This window comes from Thermus sp. NMX2.A1 (assembly GCF_000511705.1).
GTDB lineage: Bacteria > Deinococcota > Deinococci > Deinococcales > Thermaceae > Thermus > Thermus scotoductus.
Map to the genome: position 1 here is coordinate 23628 of NZ_ATNI01000056.1, position 19913 is coordinate 43540.

Sequence of the window (19913 nt, forward strand, 5' to 3'; positions counted from 1 at the left end):
CTTCGTGGACTTCTTTGTCCCTAGGGCCAAGCTCACGGAGTACCTCCTCAACCCCAAGCACCCCGAGGGGGGAAGCAAGGCCCGCTCCTTCATGGCCCTGGGCTTCTCCCCGGAGGCTCCCGAGGCTCTGGAAGAAGCCCTCCTGCGCCACGCGGAGGAGGCGGAGGAGGTGGCCCGCAGACCGGGCTTCCTGGGCGAGGGCCCGGTGCTGGTCCTTAGGGGTCCCCTTCGCGGCCCCAGGCGGGAGGTTCTTTTGCAGGGCGTCTGGTACCTTGAGAAGGAGGGTGCGGCGGCCCGTCTGGTGACGGCCTACCCGTGGAGGGGGGGATGATCCGGGAGCACGATTTGGTGGTCCTGAAGCGGGACAAGGAGGAGTGGGGCCTCGAGGCCGGGGACGTGGGGACCGTGGTCCTCATCTACCCCCACGGGGGGTACATGGTGGAGTTCGTGGACCACGAGGGGAACACTTTGGCCCTTCTGGACCTGGCGGAGGAGGAGGTCGCCCCCTTAAGGGGCCCCGCCCTCCTGCGGGCCAAGAGCGCTTGAGGGAAAGCCTGTAGGCCCGGTCCCCCGTGGCGGGGCCCAGCCTCTTCTTCCTCCCAGGTGAAGCCCCTACCTTGGGGCCGAGCCTGCCCGAGCGGTATGGGATGCCCGAATGAGGCTGGGGAAGCTTCTTTCGGGCCCCGGGGGTGCTTAGAGGCCGCCACCAAGGTGAACTGGGGCACGCTTCCAGGCCACGGCCGGGGTTACCCTTCCCGCAAAGGGGGTGGCGGGTGGACCGCAGGCGTTTCCTCTCCGGTGCGGGGCTTTTTTGGGCGGCGGGAGGCCTTTCCTTGGGTCGGGCCCAGGGGCGCGCGCCCAAGGGGGTGAACGGGGGCGGCTTTTACCGCTTCCGGGTAGGGGGGATCCAGGTGGTGGTCCTCTCCGACGGCCAGTCCCCTCCAGGCCCCCTCCTCCCCAACTGGGGGGCGAACCCGGAGCTCCAGGAGGTCTTCCGCAGGACGCTCGTGGAGCACTTCCTGGACCCGGAGGCCACCCGCAACAACTTCAACCCGGTGCTCCTGGACCTGGGGGAGGCCAGGCTCCTCGTGGACACGGGGAGGGGTGCGGGAAGTGGGGGGCGGCTCCTCGCCCACCTGGAGCTTGCCGGCTACCTTCCCGAGGACATCACCCACGTCTTCCTCACCCACGGCCACCCCGACCACATCGGGGGACTGGTGGACGGGGAGGGGCGGCCCGTCTTCGCCAAGGCGGAGCACCTCATGGGCCGGGTGGACCTCGAGTTCTGGCTTCAAAACCCCTCGCCCGCGGTGCAAAGGGCCCTCGTGCCCCTTAAGGAGCGCATCCGGCCCGTGGAGGACGGGGAGGAGATCCTCCCGGGGGTGCGGGCGGTGGCCTCCTTCGGCCACACCCCGGGGCACATGAGCCTCGAGGCCACCTCCGAGGGAAAGAGGCTCTTCATTTTTGGGGATGCGGCGGGCCACTACCTCCTCTCCCTCCGCTTCCCCCAGGCCTACCTGGGCTTTGACATGGACAAGGCGCAGGTGGTGCGGACCCGGGCCCGCCTCTTCCAGAAGGTCTCGGAGAAGCGGAGCCTGATCACCGCCTACCACTTCCCCTGGCCCGCCGTTGGGTACATCCGGCGGGAAGGGGAGGGCTACGCCTTCGTCCCGGCCTTCTTTGAGTTTTAGGGCCTCTTCCCGGGACCTCGAGGCCCTTATGGGGAGGGTGGAGGCCTCTGGAGTCCTCGCCGTCCACCCTCCCCGGTTCGGGGGCCCTAAGTGGCGGGATCAATGCGCGGACGCTCAGAGCTGGGCCCGCGCGATCCGCTCCCGGTACCAGAGGGCGCTCCTTTTAGGGATGCGCCTCTGGCTGGGGAAGTCCACGTAGTAGAGGCCGAAGCGCCGGGTGTAGCCGAAGGCCCACTCAAAGTTATCCATGAGGCTCCAGACGAAGTAGCCCCTGAGGTCCACCCCTTCCTCCCGGGCCCGGAGGGCGGCCTCCACGTGGGCCTCGAGGTAGGCCACCCGCTCAGGGTCCTCCACGACGGCCTCTCCCGTCCAGAGGTCGGGGTAGGCGGCCCCGTTTTCCGTGATGTAAAGGGGCCAGGGCACCTCCCGGCCGAGGCGCTTCAAGAGGTGGTAAAGCCCCTCGGGGTAGACCTCCCACCCCATGGCCGTGACCGGCCCCTCCGGGGGAAGGTAGCGCACGGGCAAAGGCCCCGTCCCCGGGGCCACGCGGACGGGGGCGTAGTAGTTCACCCCTAGGAAGTCCAGGGGCCTTGCGACGAGCTCAAGGTCGCGGGAGAGGATGGGAACGGGCGGGGGATCTTGGAAGGGGCTTTCGGGATACCCCCTGCCCAGGATGGGGTCCAGGAAGTAGCGGTTGTGGTAGCGGTCAGCCACGTCCACCGCCTCGGGGTCCTCGCCGTACACCGGGGCGAAGTTGAGGACGATCCCTACCCGCTTCGCCCCCGCGGCCCTCAAGGCCTCCACGGCGAGGCCGTGCCCCAGGAGGAGGTGGTGGGCGGCGCGAAGGGCTGCCTCCAGGTTTCTGAGGCCGGGGGCGTGTTCCCCCGTCCAGTGCCCGAGGAAGGCCGAGCACCAGGGCTCGTTCAGGGTAGCGAAGAAGGGCACCCGGTCGGCGAGGGTCCGGGCCACCGCCTCGGCGTACTCGGCGAAGGCGAAGGCGGTCTCCCGGCTCCGCCAGCCGCCCCGGTCCTCGAGGGCCTGGGGCAGGTCCCAGTGGTAGAGGGTGAGGAAGGGCGTGATCCCCGCCGCGAGAAGCCGGTCCACCAGGCGGTCGTAAAAGGCGAGGCCCTTGGGGTTGATCCGCCCCCGGCCCTCGGGGAGGATCCGGGGCCAGGCCACGGAGAAGCGATAGACCCCCACCCCGAGGGATTGCATAAGGGCGATGTCCTCCTCGTAGCGGTGGTAGTGGTCGCAGGCGGGCTCCCCTGTGCTTCCGTCCCGGATGGCCCCCGGGCGGCGGGCGAAGGTGTCCCAGATGGAAGGCCCCCGCCCGTCCTCCTGGGTGGCCCCCTCGATCTGGTAGGCGCTGGTGGCTACCCCCCACAGAAACTTTTCGGCGTTCTCGGCCATGCGCGTTCCTCCTCCCAACGCCTAGCCCTTCACCGCCCCGGCGGTGAGGCCTTGGATGAGCTGGCGCTGCGCGAAGAAGAAGAGGACGAGGACGGGCAGCGTGGCCACCGTGGCGGCGGCCATGACCAGGTCGTAGCGGTTCTGGTAGTTGCCCACGAAGTTGCGGATGCCCACGGGAATGGTGGCGGTGGCCTCGGTGGTGAGGACCTGGGCGAAGAGGAGCTCGTCCCAGGCGGTGAGGAAGATGTAGACGGCCGTGGCCGCGAGGCCCGGGAGGGCCAGGGGCAGGATCACCCGGTGGAAGGCCTGGAAGGGCGTGGCCCCGTCCACCATGGCCGCCTCCTCCAGCTCCTTGGGAATGGAGGCGAAGAAGCCCCTGAGGATCCAGATGCTCAGGGGAACGAAGAAGGCGGTGTAGGTGAAGACGAGCCCCCCGTAGCTGCCCACGAGGCGCATCTCGAGGCCCAAAGCGGAGCGGACCCAGTTCTGCACGTAGATGTACATGATGTAGAGGGGGATCAGGAAGAGGATTCCGGGGATCACCTGGGTCACGAGGACGCTTCCCCCAAAAAGCTCCGCTCCGGGGAAGCGGAACCGGGCGAGGGCGTACCCGGCGAAGGTGGCCACGGCCAGGGCGAAGGCCGTGGTCAGGGAGCAGACCAGGAAGGAGTTTTTCAAGTAGTGAAAGAAGGGCAGGACGCGCCAGATGTCCAGGTAATTGCCCCACTGGGGCGCCTTGGGGAAAAGACTTCCCGTGGCCGCCTCCAGCTGGGTCATGAGGGAGGTGTTCACCATCCAGAAGATGGGGAAAAGGTGGAACACGAGCACGAGAAAGAGGAGAAAGCCCGCGCCCCACTTGAGCCATCTTTCCTCACGCATCGTTCACCTCGCGCGCAGATCCTCCCGGAAGACCCGGTACCAGAAGAGGATGAGCCCGAGGGAGAGGAGCATGTAGAGGGTGCTCGCCGCCGCCCCCAGGCCGAAGTTCCACAGGCCGAAGGTGTTCCGGAAGAGGTTGGTCATGAGGAGGTCCCCCCACTCCCCGGGGTAGCCCGCCCCGTGGCCGAACATCATGTAGACGATGTTGAAGCTGTACATCGTTCCCAGGAGCCCGTAGAGCAGGAGGACCGCCGTCACTGGGCGGAGCATGGGCCAGGTCACGAAGCGGAAGCGCTGCCAGGGCGTGGCCCCGTCCACCTTGGCCGCCTCGTAGAGCTCCTGGGGGATGGCCTGGAGGGCTGCCAGGTAGGTGACCATGACGAAGGGCCAGCTCCGCCACACCGTGGGCAGCACGATGGCCACGAAGGTGAGGGGGCCGATGAGCCAGTGGGGCTTTTGCGGAAGGAGGCCGAGAACGTCCACGAGGAGGTGGTTGATGACCCCTTCCTTGAGCCACATGAAGCCCCAAAGGAGCCCCACCACGTAGCTCGGCACCACCCAGGGGAGGAGGATGAGGCTCCGCCAAAGCCCCCGGAGGAAGAGGGGCCGGTTCAGGAGGTGGGCCACCAAAAGCCCCAGGGAGAGGTTCAAGGCGGTGACCACCAGGGTGTAGAGGAGGGTGGTGCGCACGGCGTAGAGGAACCCGGCGCGGAAGGTGGACTCGGGGTTCAGGAGGATCTCCCGGTAGTTCTCCAACCCCACGAAGGGGGCCTGGAGGTAGAGCCTGAGGGTCTGGAGCCTGAGGTCCAGGAACCCCATGTAGATGCCCTGGACCATGGGGCCGTAGTGGACAAGGAGCATCCCCAGGAAAGCGGGGGCGATGAAGAGGTAGGCGAGGCCGTATTTGCGCCAAAAGGTCCTCATGGGGAAGAAAAAGGGGGGCCTCGAGGCCCCCATACGCCTCACCTCAGGGCCTGGTTGATGGCCACGGAGGCCTTGCCCATGAGGTCCTTCAGGGCCTCGCGGGTGAGCCGGCCCTGGGCCACCAGGTCCCAGGCCATGCCGATGTGCTGCACCGCCAGGTTCTCCACCCCGCCCCAGCCCGCCAAGGAGGGGTAGGTGCGGCCGAACTGGGCGGCCTGGATGAAGGTGCGGAGCAGGGGGTTCTGCTGGAAGCTGGGATCGCTCCAGGTGGAGCGCAGGCCGGGGAGCATCCCCGTCATCTGGGCGTAGCGGACCTGGGCCTTGGGGCTTCCCAGGTACTTGAGGAGCTCTTTGGCCAGGGGCTTGTTCTTGGAGAAGCTGAAGAGGGCGAGGGTGGAGCCGCCGAAGAAGGTGTACCGCCCCTTGGGCCCGGCGGGGTACGGCGCCACCCCCAGGTTCCTGGCGGCGGGGCGCTCGGCAAAGCCGCCCTTGGCCTCGGGGACCTGGGCCTCCCGGATCATCCCGGAGCCGCTGGCGAAGACGGCGCACTTTCCGGCCTGGAAGTCGGCTTGTATTTGCTCGGTGTTCTTCTCCAGGCTCTCCGCCGGGACGTAGCCCTTCTGGGCCAGGGAGAGGAAGAAGTAAAGCCCTTCCAGGCTCTCCGGGCTATTGAGGGCGCTCTGCCAGCGCCCGCCTGCCTGGCGAACGATCTCCCCGCCCGCGCCCCAGATCCACGGAGCGGCGTTGTGGAGCACGTCCCAGGTGTTCTTTCCCGGGGTGCAGAGGGGGGCCAGGGGGGCCTTGGTCTCGGGGTCGCGGAAGCTCGAGGCCTTGAGCTTGGCCAGGCCGGCCTCAAAGCCCTGCCAGCTGGCGAACATCTCCACCGGGTTGACCCCCGCGGCCTTGAGGGCGTCGGTGCGGTAGTAGAAGGCCCGGAGGTCGGAGAACCAGGGCACGGCGGTGGCCTGGCGGGCGCCCTCTAAGCGGGTGGTGCGCCAGACGGCGGGAAGGTAGGCCTTCTCCCCGCCCAACGCCTTCAGCACGTCGTCCACCGGCTCCAGGGCGCCCATGGCGCTGATCGCCCCCACCCAGGTGGTGCCGAGCTGGGTAATGTCCGGCCCTACGCCGCTCGTGGCGGCGGTGGTGATCTTGGTCCAGGCCACGCTCCAGTCCAGGACGGTGACCTTCACCTCCACGCCGCGGGCCTTCTCAAAGGGGGCCACCAGGGCCTTGAAGTCTTCGGCGGGCTGGGGGCTGTTGGGCATGATCCAGACCTCGAGGGTCCTCTGGGCAAAGGCCAGAGAGGTCAAGACGAGAAGGCTTGAAAGCGCTTTCTTAATCATGGGAACCTCCTTTCGCGTCCACCACCCCTTTTCGGGGTGGGCCGAGGGCCTAGGGCCTAAGGGCCGCCGTTTCCTTCAGGCTCCCACCTCCCTTACCGAGGCCCTTTCCACCAGCCGGAGCTCCAGGCGGGGCAGGGTGGGCACCTCCCCCGCAAGGACCGCCCGGAGCGCGCGGCCCAGGGCTATGCCGATGTCTTGGATGGGCTGGCGCACGGTGGTGAGCGGGGGGATCTGGTAGGCGCTCGGGGCGACGTCGTCAAACCCCATGAGGGAGACGTCCTCGGGCACGCGAAGCCCTTGCTCGTAGAGGTAAAGCCTGGCGCCGAAGGCCGTCTGGTCGTTGGCGGCGAAGAGGGCGGTGGTGTCGGGGTAGCGGCGGAAGGCCTCCGCCGCCGCGCGGTAGCCGCCCTCCTCCTCCAGGTCGCCGTAGACCACCCGGGCCTCGAGGCCCACCTCCCGCATGGCCTTGCGGTACCCGAGAAGCCGCTCCCGGACGTCCATCCCTCCCCGGTGGCTGGAGATGTGGACGATGCGGGTGTGCCCCCGGTCAATGAGGTAGCGCGTGGCCTCGTAGGCCGCCTTCTGGTTGTCCAGGCAAAGGGACCAGGCCTTCGGCCCCTCTACCCGCTGGCCGAAGGCGAGGATGGGGATGCCCAACTCCCCCAAGGCCTCCCCGTCCAGGGCGGTGCTGAGGAGGACGAGGGCCTCTACCCGGTGGGCCTTCAAAAACTCCAGGGCCTCCAGCTCCCTCACCAGGCTCCAGTGGCCGGGCACGGCGATGGGGCGGTAGGGGGTGGCCTCCAGCTCCAGGGTGAGGGCCTCGAGGATGGGACCGAAGAAGGGACTGGCGAAGTCCGGGAGGAGGATGCCCACGGCGTAGGAACGTCCCGTGGCCAGGCCCTGGGCCAGGGGGCTCGGGGCGTAGCCCAGTTCCTCCACCGCATGGAGCACCGCCCGCACCTTCTCCTGGGAGACCCGGGCGGTGCCGTTGAGAACCCGGGACACCGTGGCCGGGGAAACGCCCGCGCGACGGGCCACTTCGGCGATGGTGGGGCCGCCTAGGATTTAAGGCCTACGAGGAGCTCTCCCTGCCCGCCTTGGCCCGGCCCCACCTCGAGGCCCTGCGGGACGCCACCCTGGAGACCGTCCACCTGGCGGTCCTGGACGGGAAGGAAGTGGTCTACATTGACAAGGTGCCGGGCAAAAGGGAGCTCCTTCTCGCCAGCCAGATCGGGAGCCGCTTCCCCGCCCAGTCCATCGCCTTGGGCAAGGCCCTTCTCGCTTTCCTGCCGGAGGAGAGGTGGCCCATGGCTTTTACCCCGGGGCTCAAACGCACCCCCAACACCCTGAGCGACTTCGCCCGCTTCCGGGAGGAGCTCCTCGCCACAAGGGCCCGGGGCTACGCCCTGGACCTCGAGGAGAACGAGCCCGGCGTGCGGTGCGTGGCCGCCCCCATCCTCAACGGCCGGGGCGAGCCCGTGGCCGCCGTGAGCGTCTCCACCGCCGCCATTTACCTGGACGAGGAGAGGCTTTCCGAGGTGGCGGCCGAGGTGGTCAGGACCGCCCAGAGGATCAGCCGGGAGCTTGGGGGCTAAGGAGGTGGCTTAAGCGCTGGGCCCCGGAATACCCCTCCTACGCCCCCAAGGACCCCGTGGTGGACCTGGAGGAGGCGAGAAGGCGCTACCTGCGCCTGGCGAGGGATCTCGCCCGAGGGTAGGCGGGGGTACACTCCCGGGGCGGGCTTCCCCGGTAGAGTGCGGGCATGTTCAGGCGAAGGACCCGGAAAAGGCCCTCGAGGCCATCGCCCTCTTCCGCTACGCCCTGGCGGCCCTCTTCCTCCTCCTGGGCCTCCCCATGGCCCCGCCCAGGGTACCGCCCCCTGGTGCGCCGTTAAGATGCTCCCATGAAGCGCCTTTCCCTGAGGGAGGCCTGGCCCTACCTGAAAGACCTCCAGCAAGACCCCCTCGCCGTCCTGCTGGAGTGGGGCCGGGCCCACCCCCGGCTCTTCCTTCCCCTGCCCCGCTTCCCCCTGGCCCTGATCTTTGACCCCGAGGGGGTGGAGGGGGCACTCCTCGCCGAGGGGACCACCAAGGCCACCTTCCAGTACCGGGCCCTCTCCCGCCTCACGGGGAGGGGCCTCCTCACCGACTGGGGGAAAAGCTGGAAGGAGGCGCGCAAGGCCCTCAAAGACCCCTTCCTGCCGAAGAGCGTCCGCGGCTACCGGGAGGCCATGGAGGAGGAGGCCCGGGCCTTCTTCGGGGAGTGGCGGGGGGAGGAGCGGGACCTGGACCACGAGATGCTCGCCCTCTCCCTGCGCCTCCTCGGGCGGGCCCTCTTCGGGGAGCCCCTCTCCCCAAGCCTCGCGGAGCACGCCCTTAAGGCCCTGGACCGGATCATGGCCCAGACCAGGAGCCCCCTGGCCCTCCTGGACCTCGCCGCCGAAGCCCGCTTCCGGAAGGACCGGGGGGCCCTCTACCGCGAGGCGGAAGCCCTCATCGTCCACCCGCCCCTCTCCCACCTTCCCCGAGAGCGCGCCCTGAGCGAGGCCGTGACCCTCCTGGTGGCGGGCCACGAGACGGTGGCGAGCGCCCTCACCTGGTCCTTTCTCCTCCTCTCCCACCGCCCGGACTGGCAGAAGCGGGTGGCCGAGAGCGAGGAGGCGGCCCTCGCCGCCTTCCAGGAGGCCCTGAGGCTCTACCCCCCCGCCTGGATCCTCACCCGGAGGCTGGGAAGGCCCCTCCTCCTGGGAGAGGACCGGCTCCCCCCGGGCACCACCCTGGTCCTCTCCCCCTACGTGACCCAGAGGCTCCACTTCCCCGATGGGGAGGCCTTCCGGCCCGAGCGCTTCCTGGAGGAAAGGGGGACCCCTTCCGGGCGCTACTTCCCCTTTGGCCTGGGGCAGAGGCTCTGCCTGGGGCGGGACTTCGCCCTCCTCGAGGGCCCCATCGTCCTCAGGGCCTTCTTCCGCCGCTTCCGCCTAGACCCCCTCCCCTTCCCCCGGGTCCTCGCCCAGGTCACCCTGAGGCCCGAAGGCGGGCTTCCCGCGCGGCCTAGGGAGGGGGTGCGGGCGTGACCTACCTGGCCTTCCACCTCGTCTTCCTCCTCCCGCCCCTGCTCATCCTCCTGGCCACGGGCTTTCCCCGGCCCCCCAGGCTCTGGGCCTACCTCCTCATGCCCCTCATCGCCCTCGTCTACACCACCCCCTGGGACAACTACCTGGTGTGGCAGGGGGTCTGGGGCTACCCGGAGGGGAGGGTCCTCCTGCGCCTCGGCTACGTGCCCCTGGAGGAGTACCTCTTCTTCCTCCTCCAGCCCCTCCTCACCGGGGCCTTCCTCCACCGGGTGGCGGGGGCGCCGCCCCCAGGGGCAGGCGGCCTCGCCCGGGTGGCGGGGGGCGGGATGTGGCTTCTTCTGGCCGCCCTGGGGGTCCTCCTCCTGGCCCTCGGGGGGAAGGGGCTCTACCTGGGGCTCACCCTCGCCTACTTCGCCCCCGTCTTCGTCCTGCAGTGGGCCTTCGGAGGAGACCTCCTCTGGGGCTGGCGGCGGGCCCTCCTCCTCGGGGCGGGCCTCCCCACCCTCTACCTCTGGTTCGCCGACGCCTGGGCCATCCGGGAGGGGATCTGGTGGATCTCCCCCCGGTACACCCTGGGCCTTGGGGCCTTTGGGCTCCCCCTGGAGGAGATGGCCTTCTTCCTCTGCACCAACCTGGCCGTGGTCCAGGGCCTCCTCCTCGCCTGGCACCCCGAGGCCCTGAGGCGCCTAAGATAGCCCCGTGGCCGACCTCTGGGAGACCCTAAAGGAAAGGCCCACGGGCAAGGCCCTGCGCCTCCTGGTGGAGGCCCTGGTCCTCCGGAGCCTCAAGGAAAGCCTCCGGGGAGTCTACCTGCGGGGGGAGGCGCCCGAAGGTCCCCTGGTCCTCGCCCTGAACCACCACGGCTTCTTTGACGGCCACCTGGCGTGGCTTCTGGGGAAGCTCTGCCGTAGGCCCCTAAGCCTCCTCGTGGCCGAGGAGAACCTTCGGGCCTACCCCGTGCTGAAGCTCGCCGGGGCCCTCGAGGCGGGAAGGGTCCGGGAGGCCCTGCGAAGGCTCAGGCGGGGGGAGTGGGTGGCCCTCTTCCCCGAGGGGGAGATGCGCTACCTTGGGCCCCTGGGGCCCCTCAGGGAGGGGGCCAACTGGCTCGCGGGGAAGGCGGGGGTTCCCCTCCTCCCCGTGGCCCTAAGGGTGGTCCTCCGGGGGTACGAGCACCCCGAGGCCTTCCTCTGGGTGGGCAGGCCCCTTCCTCCTGGAGGGGACCTGGGGAGGGCCTTGGGGGGGCTTCTCCAGGCGCTGGACGCCCTCCTCGCCAAAACCCACCCCCGGGAGGTGCCGGAGGGCTTCCGGGAGGTGCTTCGTGGGAGGCGGAGCCTGGAGGAAAGGGTGCTTCCCCTGGTGAGGCTGCTCCGGCCATGAGCGGGGACTTCTTCTTCGGGGTCTTCCTCTTCCTCCTCCTGAGGTGGCTCGCCCTCCTCTTTAACCTCCTCGCCTTCCCCCGCTTAAGGCCCCGCCCCACGCCCCCGAGGCCCACGGCCTCCCTCCTCGTCCCGGCGAGGAACGAGGCGGAAAACCTAAAGAAGACCCTCCCCGCCCTCCTCCGCCAGGGGGCCCTCGAGGTCCTGGTCCTGGACGACCTCTCCGAGGACGGCACCGCCCAAGCGGCCCTCGAGGCGGCGGGAAACCACCCCGCCTTCCGCCTCCTCCGGGGCGCCCCCCCGCCCCCGGGCTGGACGGGGAAGAACTGGGCCTGCTTCCAGCTCGCCCAGGAGGCGCGGGGGGAGGTCCTGGTCTTCACCGACGCCGACGTCCTCTGGGAGGAGGGGGCCCTCGGCGGGCTTCTGGAGGCCCTGGAGGGGAAGGAGATGGTCTCCGCCCTCCCCCGGCAGGAGGTGGGCCTTAGGGAGGGCGCCCTGGTGGCCTTCGTGATGAACGGGCTCCTCTCCTTCCTCCCCCACCCCCTCCTGGAGGGGCTACGGGTGGCGAACGGCCAGGTCCTGGCCTTCCGTAGGGAAGCTTACTTCGCCTCCGGGGGGCACGGGGCGGTGAAGGGAGAGGTCCTGGAGGACGTGGCCCTGGCCCGAAGGGCGCGGGCCTACGGGCTCTTCCTGGGCGGGGGGCTTTTCCGGGCGCGGATGTACCGGGGCTACGGGGAGGCCGTGGAGGGGTTTGGGAAGAACTTCCTGGCGGTCCACATGAAAAACCCCGCCGTCCTCCTGGGCTCGGCCTTCTACCACCTCGCCCTCTACACCCTGCCCTGGTTCTTTGGGCGGTGGGGGCTCGGGCTTATGGGGCTTCTGGAGCGCCTGGCGGTGCAGAAGGCCCTCGGGGGGCCCCTCTGGCCCGGCCTCCTCACGCCCCTCGCCTCCCTTCTCCTCCTCCCCGTCTACCTCCTGGCCCTCCTCCCGGGGAGGCGCTGGAAGGGGCGAAGGGTGTAAGCTTCTCCAGCGCAGCCTCCTTCCAAGGCGTGAGGCCCCTGTGTGGGCCAGGCCCAACTCGCCGGGGGGGTGGCCTGGTAGACTCCTCCCCATGCGGGCCATCGTCATCGGAAGCGGGGTAGGAGGGCTCTCCGCGGCCATCCGCCTCGCCGCCATGGGCCTTCAGGTCCTGGTCCTGGAAAAACTCCCGGGGCCCGGAGGCCGGGCCTTCGTCCACCGGGCGGAGGGCTTCACCTTTGACATGGGGCCCACGGTGATCACCGTCCCCCCCTTCCTGGAGGACCTCTTCGCCACCGCTCCAGGCGACCCCAGGCTCTACCCCGACTTCCCCGAGGAGGAAGGGCTTAAGCACACGGAGCGCTACGTGAGGCTCGTCCCCTTGGACCCCTTCTACCGCCTTCACTTCCCGGACGGCACCTACTTTGACTACAAGGACGACCCCGAGCACCTGGAGGGCGAGGTCGCCCGCCTCGCCCCGGAGGACCTCGAGGGCTACCGCCGCTTTGAGGCCCACGCCAAGGCCCTCTTCCAGAAGGGCTTTCTGGAACTCGGCTTCACCCACTTCGGAAGCCTCCTGGACCTCCTCAAGGTGGCCCCGGACCTCCTCCGCCTGGACGCGGTGCGGCCCCTTTTCGGCGTGGTCTCCCGCTACTTCAAGAACCCCAAGACCCGGCAGATCTTCTCCTTTGAGCCCCTCCTCATCGGAGGGAACCCCCTCCAGGTGCCCGCCCTCTACGCCATGATCCACTTCGTGGAGCGGCGCTGGGGGGTGCACTTCGCCATGGGGGGGACGGGGGCCTTGGTGCGGGGGCTCGTCAGGAAGCTTGAGGAGCTTGGCGGGGAGATCCGCTATGGCGCCCCCGTGCGCCGCATCCTCACCAAGGGGCGGCGCGCCGTGGGGGTGGTCCTCCAGGACGGGGAGAAGCTGGAGGCCGACCTCGTGGTCTCCAACGCCGACTACGTCCACACCTACGGCGAGCTCCTCGCCCCCGAGGACCGCACCTGGAACGGCGACTGGCGCCTCAAGCGCACCAGGCTCTCCATGAGCCTCTTCGTGGCCTACTTCGGCTTCCGGGCCCGGGGGGACGAGGGGGAAAGGCTTAGGCACCACAACGTCCTCTTCTCCCACCGCTACGAGGGGTTTCTCCGGGACATCTTCTGGCGAAAGGTCCTCCCCGAGGACTTCGCCCACTACCTCCACCTCCCCACCCTCACCGACCCCTCCCTGGCCCCTCCCGGGCACCACGCCGCCTACACCCTGATCCCTGTGCCCCACAACGGGAGCGGCCTGGACTGGGGGAGGCTCGGCCCAGAGTACCTGGAAAAGGCCCTCCGCTACCTGGACGAGGCGGGGTACCTCCCCGGGCTCATGGACCGCCTGGTCTACACCCACTTCATCACCCCGGACTACTTCCAGTGGACCCTGAATAGCCACCTGGGCAACGCCTTCGGTCCCGAGCCCGTGCTCTGGCAGACGGCCTCCTTCAGGCCCAAGAACCGCTCCGAGGACGTGAAGGGGCTCTACCTGGTGGGGCAGAGCTACCAGCCGGGGGCAGGGCTTCCCAGCGTGATGATGTCCGCCAAGATGACGGCCCGGCTCATCGCCCACGACCTGGGCCTGGAAAAGGCCCCTAAGGGCCTTCTGGAGGCGCGGGGGTGAACATCCGGGAGAGGAAGCGGAAGCACCTCGAGGCCTGCCTGGAAGGCGAGGTGGCCTACCAGAAGACCACCACGGGGCTGGAAGGCTTCCGCCTCCGCTACCAGGCCCTGGCGGGCCTCGCCCTGAGCGAGGTGGACCTCACCACCCCCTTCCTGGGGAAGACCCTGAAGGCCCCCTTCCTCATCGGGGCCATGACCGGGGGGGGAGGAAAACGGGGAGAGGATCAACCTGGCCCTGGCGGAGGCCGCGGAGGCCTTAGGGGTGGGGATGATGCTGGGCTCGGGCAGGATCCTTCTGGAGCGCCCCGAGGCCCTAAGGAGCTTCCGGGTGCGCCGGGTGGCCCCAAAGGCGCTACTCATCGCCAACCTGGGCCTCGCCCAGCTCAGGCGCTACGGGCGGGACGACCTCCTCCGGCTCGTGGAGATGCTGGAGGCGGACGCCCTCGCCTTCCACGTGAACCCCCTCCAGGAGGCGGTGCAGCGGGGGGACACGGACTTCCGGGGCCTGGTGGAGAGGCTCGCCGAACTCCTCCCCCTCCCCTTCCCCGTGATGGTGAAGGAGGTGGGGCACGGCCTCTCCCGGGAGGCGGCCCTGGCCCTACGGGACCTGCCCTTGGCGGCGGTGGACGTGGCCGGGGCCGGGGGGACGAGCTGGGCCCGGGTGGAGGAGTGGGTGCGCTTCGGGGAGGTGCGCCACCCGGAGCTCTGCGAGATCGGGATCCCCACGGCGAGGGCCATCCTCGAGGTGCGGGAGGTCCTGCCCCACCTCCCCCTCGTGGCCTCCGGCGGGGTCTACACGGGGACGGACGGGGCCAAGGCCCTGGCCCTGGGGGCGGACCTCCTGGCGGCGGCCCGCCCCCTCCTCAGGCCTGCCCTGGAGGGGGCGGAAAGGGTGGCCGCCTGGATCGGGGACTACCTGGAGGAGCTCAGGACCGCCCTCTTCGCTATCGGGGCCAAGAGCCCGAAGGAGGCCCGGGGGCGGGTGGAGCGGGTGTAGACTGGAGGCGTGAGGGGCGTGAGGGCCCCGGAAGAAAGCCTTCGCGAAGTCCTCGCCCGCTTTCCCCAGGTCCAGGCCGCCTTCCTCTTCGGCTCCCGCGCCGAGGGAAGGGCGCGGGCGGACAGCGACTGGGACCTCGCCCTCCTCCTCTCCCCGGAGGAGCCCGACCCCACCCTCGAGGTCCTGGGGGCCCTGGTGGAAGCGGGGCTGGAACGGGTGGACCTGGTCCTCCTCCACAGGGCCCCGCCCCTTCTCGCCTTCCTCGCCGTGATGGGGAAGCCCGTCTTTCTCCGCGAAGGTTTTGACCTCGGAAGCTACGTCTCCCGCGTGGCCCGAGAATGGTGGGACACCGAGCCCCTCCTTCGGGTCCAGCGGGAGGCCATAAAACGGAGGTGGCTTGACCCGTCTTGAGGCCCTGGGCCGGGTCTTCGCCCGGTTCCTCTAGGCCCCGGGGACGTGCATCAGGGCGCGGGGATACGGCTCCAGGAGGGCCTGGGCCTCCACGTAGGGCTCGGCGAAGCGCCGGGCCCAGGAGGCGAGGAGGGCCAGGGGGGCCTCGAGGGGCAAGCGTTCCTCGCGGAAGTCCGCAAGGAGATCCAGGAAGTGGGCCTTCTCCCTTGGGGCGAGGGCCTTCTTAAAGTGGCCGAAGGCGTGGAGGAGGGCGTCCGCCATGGCCCCGAGACGCCAGGGCCTCTCCGTGGCCCGCAAAAACCCCTCCTCGTAGGCCCCATGGACCTTGGGAAAGGGCCTCCCCTTAGCCCCGGCGAGGAGGCGGCCCAGGGCCCTCGCCTCCTTCTGGTTGTAGGCCATGAGGAGGAGCTTGTAGCGGGCGTGGAAGGCCATGAGGCCGGGGAGGTCCTCCACCCGCCGAAGCCGGGCCAGGGCGAAGATGCGGGTGAAGAAGTAGGCCCGGATGCGGGGGTTGGTGAGCCTCCCCTCGTCCTCCTTGGGAAGGAGGGGGAAGGCCTCCTCCACCGCCTGGGCAAAAAGCCCGGGGCCTTTCCCCACCACCCCGCCCCCTTCGGCGTGGGCGTAGAGCTTGGCGTCCTTCAGGGCGCAGGAGGGGGAGCGGTTCTTGAGGAGGAAGCCCTCCACACGCCTAGGCTTTGGCCGTCACGGCAACGCCGCCCTAAGGGCCTTCGCGGTCTCCTCGGGCAGGGCGTCCACCACGAACGTCCCCGCCCCGAGCTCCGTCCCCGCCAGGAACTTGAGCTTGTCCCGGGTGCGCCTCGGGGGGTAGAACTCCACGTGGAAGTGAAAGGTGGCCTCCTCCCCCAAGGGCGCGGCGTGGAAGACCATGACGTAAGGGAAGGGCTCCCCAAAGAGGGCGTCGTACCGGGCCACCACCCGGCCCAAGAGCCTGGCGAAGGCCGCCATCTCCCCCTCGGAGAAGGTCCAGGGACCGGGGTGCCTTTCCACGGGGGCCACCCAGACCTCAAAGGGGTAGCGGGCGAAGGGGGGGACGAAGGCGAGGAAGCCCTTCTCCTCGTCCACCACGTAGGGCCCAAGGTTCGGGAAAAGCTCAAGGAGTACGGGCCTCTCCCGGAAGGCCTGGCTTTCCCGCTCCAGGACGGGCGGCACGAAGGGGTAGGCGTAGATCTGGCCGTGGGGGTGGTGGAGGGTGACCCCCACCGCCTCTCCCCTATTCTCAAAGGGCATGACGAAGCGCACCCCGGGAAGGGCGTAGAGGGCCTCGTACCGGTCCCGCCACGCCCAGGCCAAAAGGAGCCTTTCCTCCTCCGTGAGGGTGGCGAGGCTTCCCGTGTGGGCGGGGGTGTAGACCACCACCTCGCACCGCCCCAAGGCCCTCCCCGCGGGCACGGGAAGCCCCTCGGGAGGGGGAGGGGCTTCCTCCACGAAGGAGGGGAAGCGGTTTTCAAAGACGGCCACCTGAAAGGAGGGGAAGGGGATCTCCGTGGGGAAGCCCCCTTCCCGGCTCGGGCACAAGGGGCAGTGCTCCTTGGGGGGGAGGAAGGTGCGCCCCTGGCGGTGGGCGGCGTAGACCACCCACTCCCCCCGCAAGGGGTGGTAGCGGAGGTGGGGGGCGGGGCGGAAGGGCTCGGCGTGTTCGGGAAGAGGGGGGCCCTCGAGGGGCATTAGGCCGTAGAGAAAGAGCTCCCGGCCGTCCTTCTTCCGGTGGAGGCGCTTATAGAAGGGGGGCATAGTCCACCTCCTCCTCCCCTACCCTAAAGCGGTAGGGGCCGAGGCGCCGCACCGGGACCTCCCGGGCGAGGAAGGCCTCGAGGCGCCCCTTCTCCTCCGGGAGAAGCCACGAGGGCGGGTCGGAAGTGGCCTTGAAGCCGGTGAAGTGGGCCAAGGCCTCCTGAAGCCGCATCTCCTCGGGGGAAAGCAGGTTGAAGCGGGTGCGGAAATAGACCACATCGGGGTCCACATGGACGTTCTCCATGAGCCAGAGGCGGTGAAGGGTGGAGCGGAGGGCGTTCCTTAGGCCCGGTCCCGTGGGGTCCGCAAGCCAAAAGGAGCGCTCCTCGTTGTCCCAGTAGGGGGCCACGTCGGGGCCTACCCGGAGGCCGTCGGCGAGGCCCAGGGAGGCGAGGACGGGGGCCCCGCAGAAGAGGAGGTAGGCCTCCCCCGCCGCCTCCCGCAGGCGGGCCATGGCCTTCCGGTAGCGGGCCTCCCCCTCGGCCCCCGGGAGGGCGGCGGCGTAGAGGAAGTCCAGCTTCAGGTAGTCGTAGCCCCAGGCGAGGGCCTTACGCACGAGGTCCGCGGCCCACTCCACCACCTCCTCGTTCCCCGCGTCCAGGGCATAGAGGGGCCTGCCCCAGTTGAAACCCGCCCGCACGGGCCTCCCCTCCTCGTCCCTCAGCACCCAGTCGGGTCGCTTTTGGAAGAGGGGGCTATCCGCCGTGACCAGGAAGGGGGCGAACCAAAGCCCGGCCCTTAAGCCCCGTTCCCGGATCCTCTCTGCGAGGAAGGCCATCCCCCGGGGGAAGCGTTCGTTGGGCTCCCAGTCCCCGAGGGCCCGCTGCCAGCCGTCGTCTATCTGGAAGACCTCAAAGGAGAAGGCCGCCACCTCGTCCAGAACCCGAAGAAGGAGGTCTTCGCTAATCCTCGTGTAGAAGCTGTACCAGGAGCACCACACCCTGGGGGGCCTCCCGGAAAGGCGCTTGGGGAGAAGCCGGGCGTAGGCGGCGAAGACCTCCTCCTCCGGGCCGTAGGCGAGGAACCAGGCCCCGCCCCTCTCGGCGTAGCGGCCGAGGAGGAGGTCCTCCCGGCCCAGGACCCTGGCCCCAAGGTCCAGGGCGCCCAAAAGGAGCACCTTCCCATCGGGCCCCTTCAGGGCCCCCACGCCGCTTCCCCACCACGCCCCGGCCTCCAGGAGGAAGGGGTCGTCCGCCTGGGGGCGGCGCGCCTCGGGGAGGAGGGGCGTGGGGGCCCGAGCGGGGTCCACCCAGGCGGCGAGGCTCCAGCTCTGCCAGCCGTGGCGGAAGAACCCTTTGGCGGGGAAAGGGGGAAAGACCCGCACCTCCCTGCCCCAAAGGCGCACTCCCCCCGGGGCCTCTTCCAGGCCCTCCGCCCTGAGGAAAACCTCCGCTCCTCCTAGGTTCAGCCTCATCCTCCCTCCTTGCCGCCCAGGGTACCCCACCCGGCCTGGCCTCGAGGCCCCACGCGGGCACCCCTCTCCCCTATCCGGATGCGAAGCCTCTCCCAGGCCAAGCCGTCCATATCCCCAAGCTACCAAGGCCCTCAGGGCAGGCGCCGCGCCAGAACCCAGGGGAGGGCGGCCAGGGCCTCGAGGCGGGACATTCCCCACCCCTCAGGGATGGGCGGCAGGAAGAGGACCCCGCCGAGGCCGAGGCCCCAGGCGAGGGCGAAGGGAAGCGGCCTCACGCCCCGCCCTCGGGCAGGTACAACGCCCGCGCGCCCAGGGCCTCGGGCGGGTAGTCCTCCCCGAGGAGGAAGCGGCGGGCGTAAAGCCCGGCGAGCTCCCGGTAGCGGGGCCCGGCGGTGGCGCTCGCCTCGAGGAGGCCCGCCACCGCCGCGGCGTCCGCCAGGCGCCTCAGGGCCGTCTTGGCCGAGAGCTGGGCGGCCTCGGGCTCGAGGGCGGCGAGGCGGTCCAGGGTCTTGCGGGCGGCCGCCAAGGCCCCCTCGGCCTCCTCGCCCCGCCCCTTCAGACGTGCCTCCAGCCAGGCGAGGAAGGGCCTATGGGCCCCCTTCTTCTGCATGGCCTCCAGGAGGTCCAGGGCCTGGATGTTGCTCGGCCCCTCCCAGATGGGGGTGATCAGGGACTCCCGGTGCCAGCGGGCCACGGCGTACTCCTCCAGGAAGCCCAGCCCCCCGAAGAGCTCCATGGCCAGGCGGGTGATCTCGGCGCTGTGCTCGGCGGTGCGGCTCTTCGCCAGGTGGGAGAGGAAGCGGGCCAGGTGGTAGGCCTCGCCGTAAGGGGGCCTCTCGTGCCAGGCCCGGTCAAAGGCCTCCACCGCCGCCAGGGCCAAGGCCAGCCCCCCCGCCTGGCGCACGGCGAGGTCCAGGAGGTCGTAGCGCACCAGGGGATGGTCCGCGAGGAATCTCCCGAAGCTCTGCCGCCGCCGCACCCGCTCCCGCGTCTCCAAGAGGGCCTTGGCGGCGATCCCCATGGCGGCGATGGCGTTGGCCAGGCGGGAGACGGTGAGGGTCTCCAGGGTGTAGTAGATCCCCTCCTCCGCCCGGCCGATGAGGTAGGCCTCGCTCCCCTCCAGCTCCACCTCCCCCGAGGGCACGGCCCGGGTGCCGCTTTTCCGCTTGAGGCGGCGCACCCGGTAGTTCAGGCGCCCCTCGCGGTCCAGCCTGGGCAGGAGGAAGAGGGCCAGCCCCTTGGGGCCGGGGGGCGCCCCCTCGGGCCGCGCCGTCACCAGGGCCACATCGGCAAGCCCCGCCCCCGAGGCGAAGTACTTGTCCCCCCCGTAAAGGCGCCAGACTTCCCCTTCCCTGCGGGCCACGGTGCGGTTCGCCCCGAGGTCGCTTCCCCCCTGGATCTCCGTCATCCAGGTGGCCCCAAAGGCCTCCCCGTAGAGGACCCGATCCTTCCAAGAGGCGAGCCCGGGGGCGTACTTGTGGATGGGGTAGGCCACCTGGTGGGTGATGGTGAGGATGCAGTAGAGCCCGCCGTCGGCCAAAAGGTAGCCCAGGGCGAAGTGGTGGTGCCAGCTCCCTCCCTCGTAGGGCGGGCGGACGATCGGGCGCAGGCGCTTGAGCACTTCCCGCTGGACGGGCGACAGGCGCACCCGGTCCACCCGGTTCCCGTCCAGGTCGTGCATGACGAGCTCGGGACCCGCGTCCTGGTCAATGTGGTAGGCGGCCTCGTAGACCTCCCGCCCCATGTAGGCGCCCCAGGCGAGGAGCTCCGCCTCCCTCTCCCCCGCCCCGGGCCAGAAGTGGCGGAGGAGGTCCCTAAGCTCCGGGTCCGCCTCGTAGTGGTTCTTGCCGTAGGCGTACGAGATCCACTCCACTACCTCCTCCTGATGCAGGGGCATTATACAGGCCCCTCCCCCATTTGGGGGATGCGCCCCCTGCGAAAGTCCCCAACCATGTAAGGAGGGA

The 19913-nt window shown here is 69.9% G+C and carries 20 protein-coding genes and 1 pseudogene; 11 read left to right on the plus strand and 10 right to left on the minus strand.

Annotated elements, in window-relative coordinates; translation table 11 throughout:
* The first annotated feature begins 4 nt into the window (after window positions 1-4).
* The 3 genes from TNMX_RS05995 to TNMX_RS06005 all read left to right on the plus strand — a co-directional run bounded on the left by TNMX_RS05995 (window position 5) and on the right by TNMX_RS06005 (window position 1691).
* Window positions 5-331 (plus strand): DUF6883 domain-containing protein, encoded by a 327-nt coding sequence (locus TNMX_RS05995; RefSeq protein WP_038030377.1) that lies wholly within the window; start codon window positions 5-7, stop codon window positions 329-331.
* Complete coding sequence (locus tag TNMX_RS06000) at window positions 328-546, plus strand: DUF4926 domain-containing protein (protein ID WP_038030414.1); 219 nt, start codon at window positions 328-330, stop codon at window positions 544-546. Before TNMX_RS05995 ends, TNMX_RS06000 begins: the two co-directional genes overlap by 4 nt.
* Before the next feature lie 227 nt (window positions 547-773).
* Complete coding sequence (locus TNMX_RS06005; protein WP_253269370.1) at window positions 774-1691, plus strand: MBL fold metallo-hydrolase; 918 nt, start codon at window positions 774-776, stop codon at window positions 1689-1691.
* 114 nt (window positions 1692-1805) lie between these two features.
* Here TNMX_RS06005 and TNMX_RS06010 read toward each other — a convergent pair whose 3' ends face one another.
* The 5 genes from TNMX_RS06010 to TNMX_RS06030 form a co-directional block, all read right to left on the minus strand.
* Window positions 1806-3101 carry a GH1 family beta-glucosidase gene (locus tag TNMX_RS06010; RefSeq protein ID WP_038030379.1) on the minus strand — a complete coding sequence of 432 codons (1296 nt, stop codon included), beginning with the start codon at window positions 3099-3101 and terminating at the stop codon, window positions 1806-1808.
* A 21-nt stretch (window positions 3102-3122) separates the two neighbouring features.
* Window positions 3123-3980, minus strand: coding sequence for a carbohydrate ABC transporter permease (locus TNMX_RS06015; protein WP_156919427.1), 858 nt, complete (start codon window positions 3978-3980; stop codon window positions 3123-3125).
* Window positions 3981-3983: 3 nt separating this feature from the next.
* Window positions 3984-4904 carry a carbohydrate ABC transporter permease gene (locus TNMX_RS06020; protein ID WP_038030422.1) on the minus strand — a complete coding sequence of 307 codons (921 nt, stop codon included), beginning with the start codon at window positions 4902-4904 and terminating at the stop codon, window positions 3984-3986.
* Between the two features lie 38 nt (window positions 4905-4942).
* The gene (locus TNMX_RS06025) at window positions 4943-6247 is read right to left on the minus strand and encodes a sugar ABC transporter substrate-binding protein (protein WP_038030380.1); all 1305 of its coding nucleotides are present in this window, start codon (window positions 6245-6247) and stop codon (window positions 4943-4945) included.
* A 75-nt stretch (window positions 6248-6322) separates the two neighbouring features.
* The gene (locus TNMX_RS06030; RefSeq protein WP_253269371.1) at window positions 6323-7285 is read right to left on the minus strand and encodes a LacI family DNA-binding transcriptional regulator; all 963 of its coding nucleotides are present in this window, start codon (window positions 7283-7285) and stop codon (window positions 6323-6325) included.
* A 59-nt stretch (window positions 7286-7344) separates the two neighbouring features.
* Between TNMX_RS06030 and TNMX_RS06035 the strand changes: the two genes are divergently transcribed.
* The 8 genes and pseudogenes from TNMX_RS06035 to TNMX_RS06070 all read left to right on the plus strand — a co-directional run bounded on the left by TNMX_RS06035 (window position 7345) and on the right by TNMX_RS06070 (window position 14783).
* Complete coding sequence (locus TNMX_RS06035; protein WP_253269372.1) at window positions 7345-7842, plus strand: IclR family transcriptional regulator; 498 nt, start codon at window positions 7345-7347, stop codon at window positions 7840-7842.
* 308 nt (window positions 7843-8150) lie between these two features.
* Window positions 8151-9320 carry a cytochrome P450 gene (locus TNMX_RS06040; protein WP_038030385.1) on the plus strand — a complete coding sequence of 390 codons (1170 nt, stop codon included), beginning with the start codon at window positions 8151-8153 and terminating at the stop codon, window positions 9318-9320.
* Entirely contained in the window at window positions 9317-10015 is a 699-nt protein-coding gene (locus TNMX_RS06045; RefSeq protein WP_038030388.1) for a lycopene cyclase domain-containing protein, read from the plus strand. The genes TNMX_RS06040 and TNMX_RS06045 overlap by 4 nt, the downstream gene beginning before the upstream one ends.
* Before the next feature lie 4 nt (window positions 10016-10019).
* On the plus strand, window positions 10020-10697 hold the full coding sequence (locus TNMX_RS06050) for a lysophospholipid acyltransferase family protein (RefSeq protein ID WP_038030390.1): 678 nt from the start codon (window positions 10020-10022) through the stop codon (window positions 10695-10697).
* Window positions 10694-11716, plus strand: a complete 1023-nt coding sequence (locus TNMX_RS06055) for a glycosyltransferase family 2 protein (RefSeq protein ID WP_038030392.1) — start codon at window positions 10694-10696, stop codon at window positions 11714-11716. The genes TNMX_RS06050 and TNMX_RS06055 overlap by 4 nt, the downstream gene beginning before the upstream one ends.
* A 91-nt stretch (window positions 11717-11807) precedes the next feature.
* Window positions 11808-13376: a phytoene desaturase family protein gene (gene crtI, locus TNMX_RS06060; protein WP_038030394.1), complete on the plus strand. Its 1569-nt coding sequence runs from the start codon at window positions 11808-11810 to the stop codon at window positions 13374-13376.
* Window positions 13373-14372, plus strand: a pseudogene (gene fni, locus TNMX_RS06065) (type 2 isopentenyl-diphosphate Delta-isomerase). Before crtI ends, fni begins: the two are co-directional and overlap by 4 nt.
* Before the next feature lie 9 nt (window positions 14373-14381).
* Entirely contained in the window at window positions 14382-14783 is a 402-nt protein-coding gene (locus tag TNMX_RS06070) for a nucleotidyltransferase domain-containing protein (protein WP_235283807.1), read from the plus strand.
* A gap of 30 nt (window positions 14784-14813) precedes the next feature.
* Here the strand turns inward: TNMX_RS06070 and TNMX_RS06075 are convergent, their stop codons facing one another.
* The 5 genes from TNMX_RS06075 to TNMX_RS06090 all read right to left on the minus strand — a co-directional run bounded on the left by TNMX_RS06075 (window position 14814) and on the right by TNMX_RS06090 (window position 19846).
* Window positions 14814-15467, minus strand: a complete 654-nt coding sequence (locus TNMX_RS06075) for a YbgA family protein (protein WP_084221135.1) — start codon at window positions 15465-15467, stop codon at window positions 14814-14816.
* A gap of 18 nt (window positions 15468-15485) precedes the next feature.
* A complete protein-coding gene (gene galT, locus TNMX_RS06080; RefSeq protein WP_038030398.1) occupies window positions 15486-16535 on the minus strand; it encodes a galactose-1-phosphate uridylyltransferase in 1050 nt (349 codons plus the stop codon).
* Window positions 16519-17949 (minus strand): glycoside hydrolase family 36 protein, encoded by a 1431-nt coding sequence (locus tag TNMX_RS06085; protein ID WP_038030400.1) that lies wholly within the window; start codon window positions 17947-17949, stop codon window positions 16519-16521. The genes galT and TNMX_RS06085 overlap by 17 nt, the downstream gene beginning before the upstream one ends.
* 131 nt (window positions 17950-18080) lie before the next feature.
* Window positions 18081-18224, minus strand: a complete 144-nt coding sequence (locus TNMX_RS13010; RefSeq protein WP_011174487.1) for a hypothetical protein — start codon at window positions 18222-18224, stop codon at window positions 18081-18083.
* A complete protein-coding gene (locus TNMX_RS06090) occupies window positions 18221-19846 on the minus strand; it encodes an acyl-CoA dehydrogenase family protein (protein WP_084221136.1) in 1626 nt (541 codons plus the stop codon). The genes TNMX_RS13010 and TNMX_RS06090 overlap by 4 nt, the downstream gene beginning before the upstream one ends.
* Between the last annotated feature and the right edge of the window lie 67 nt (window positions 19847-19913).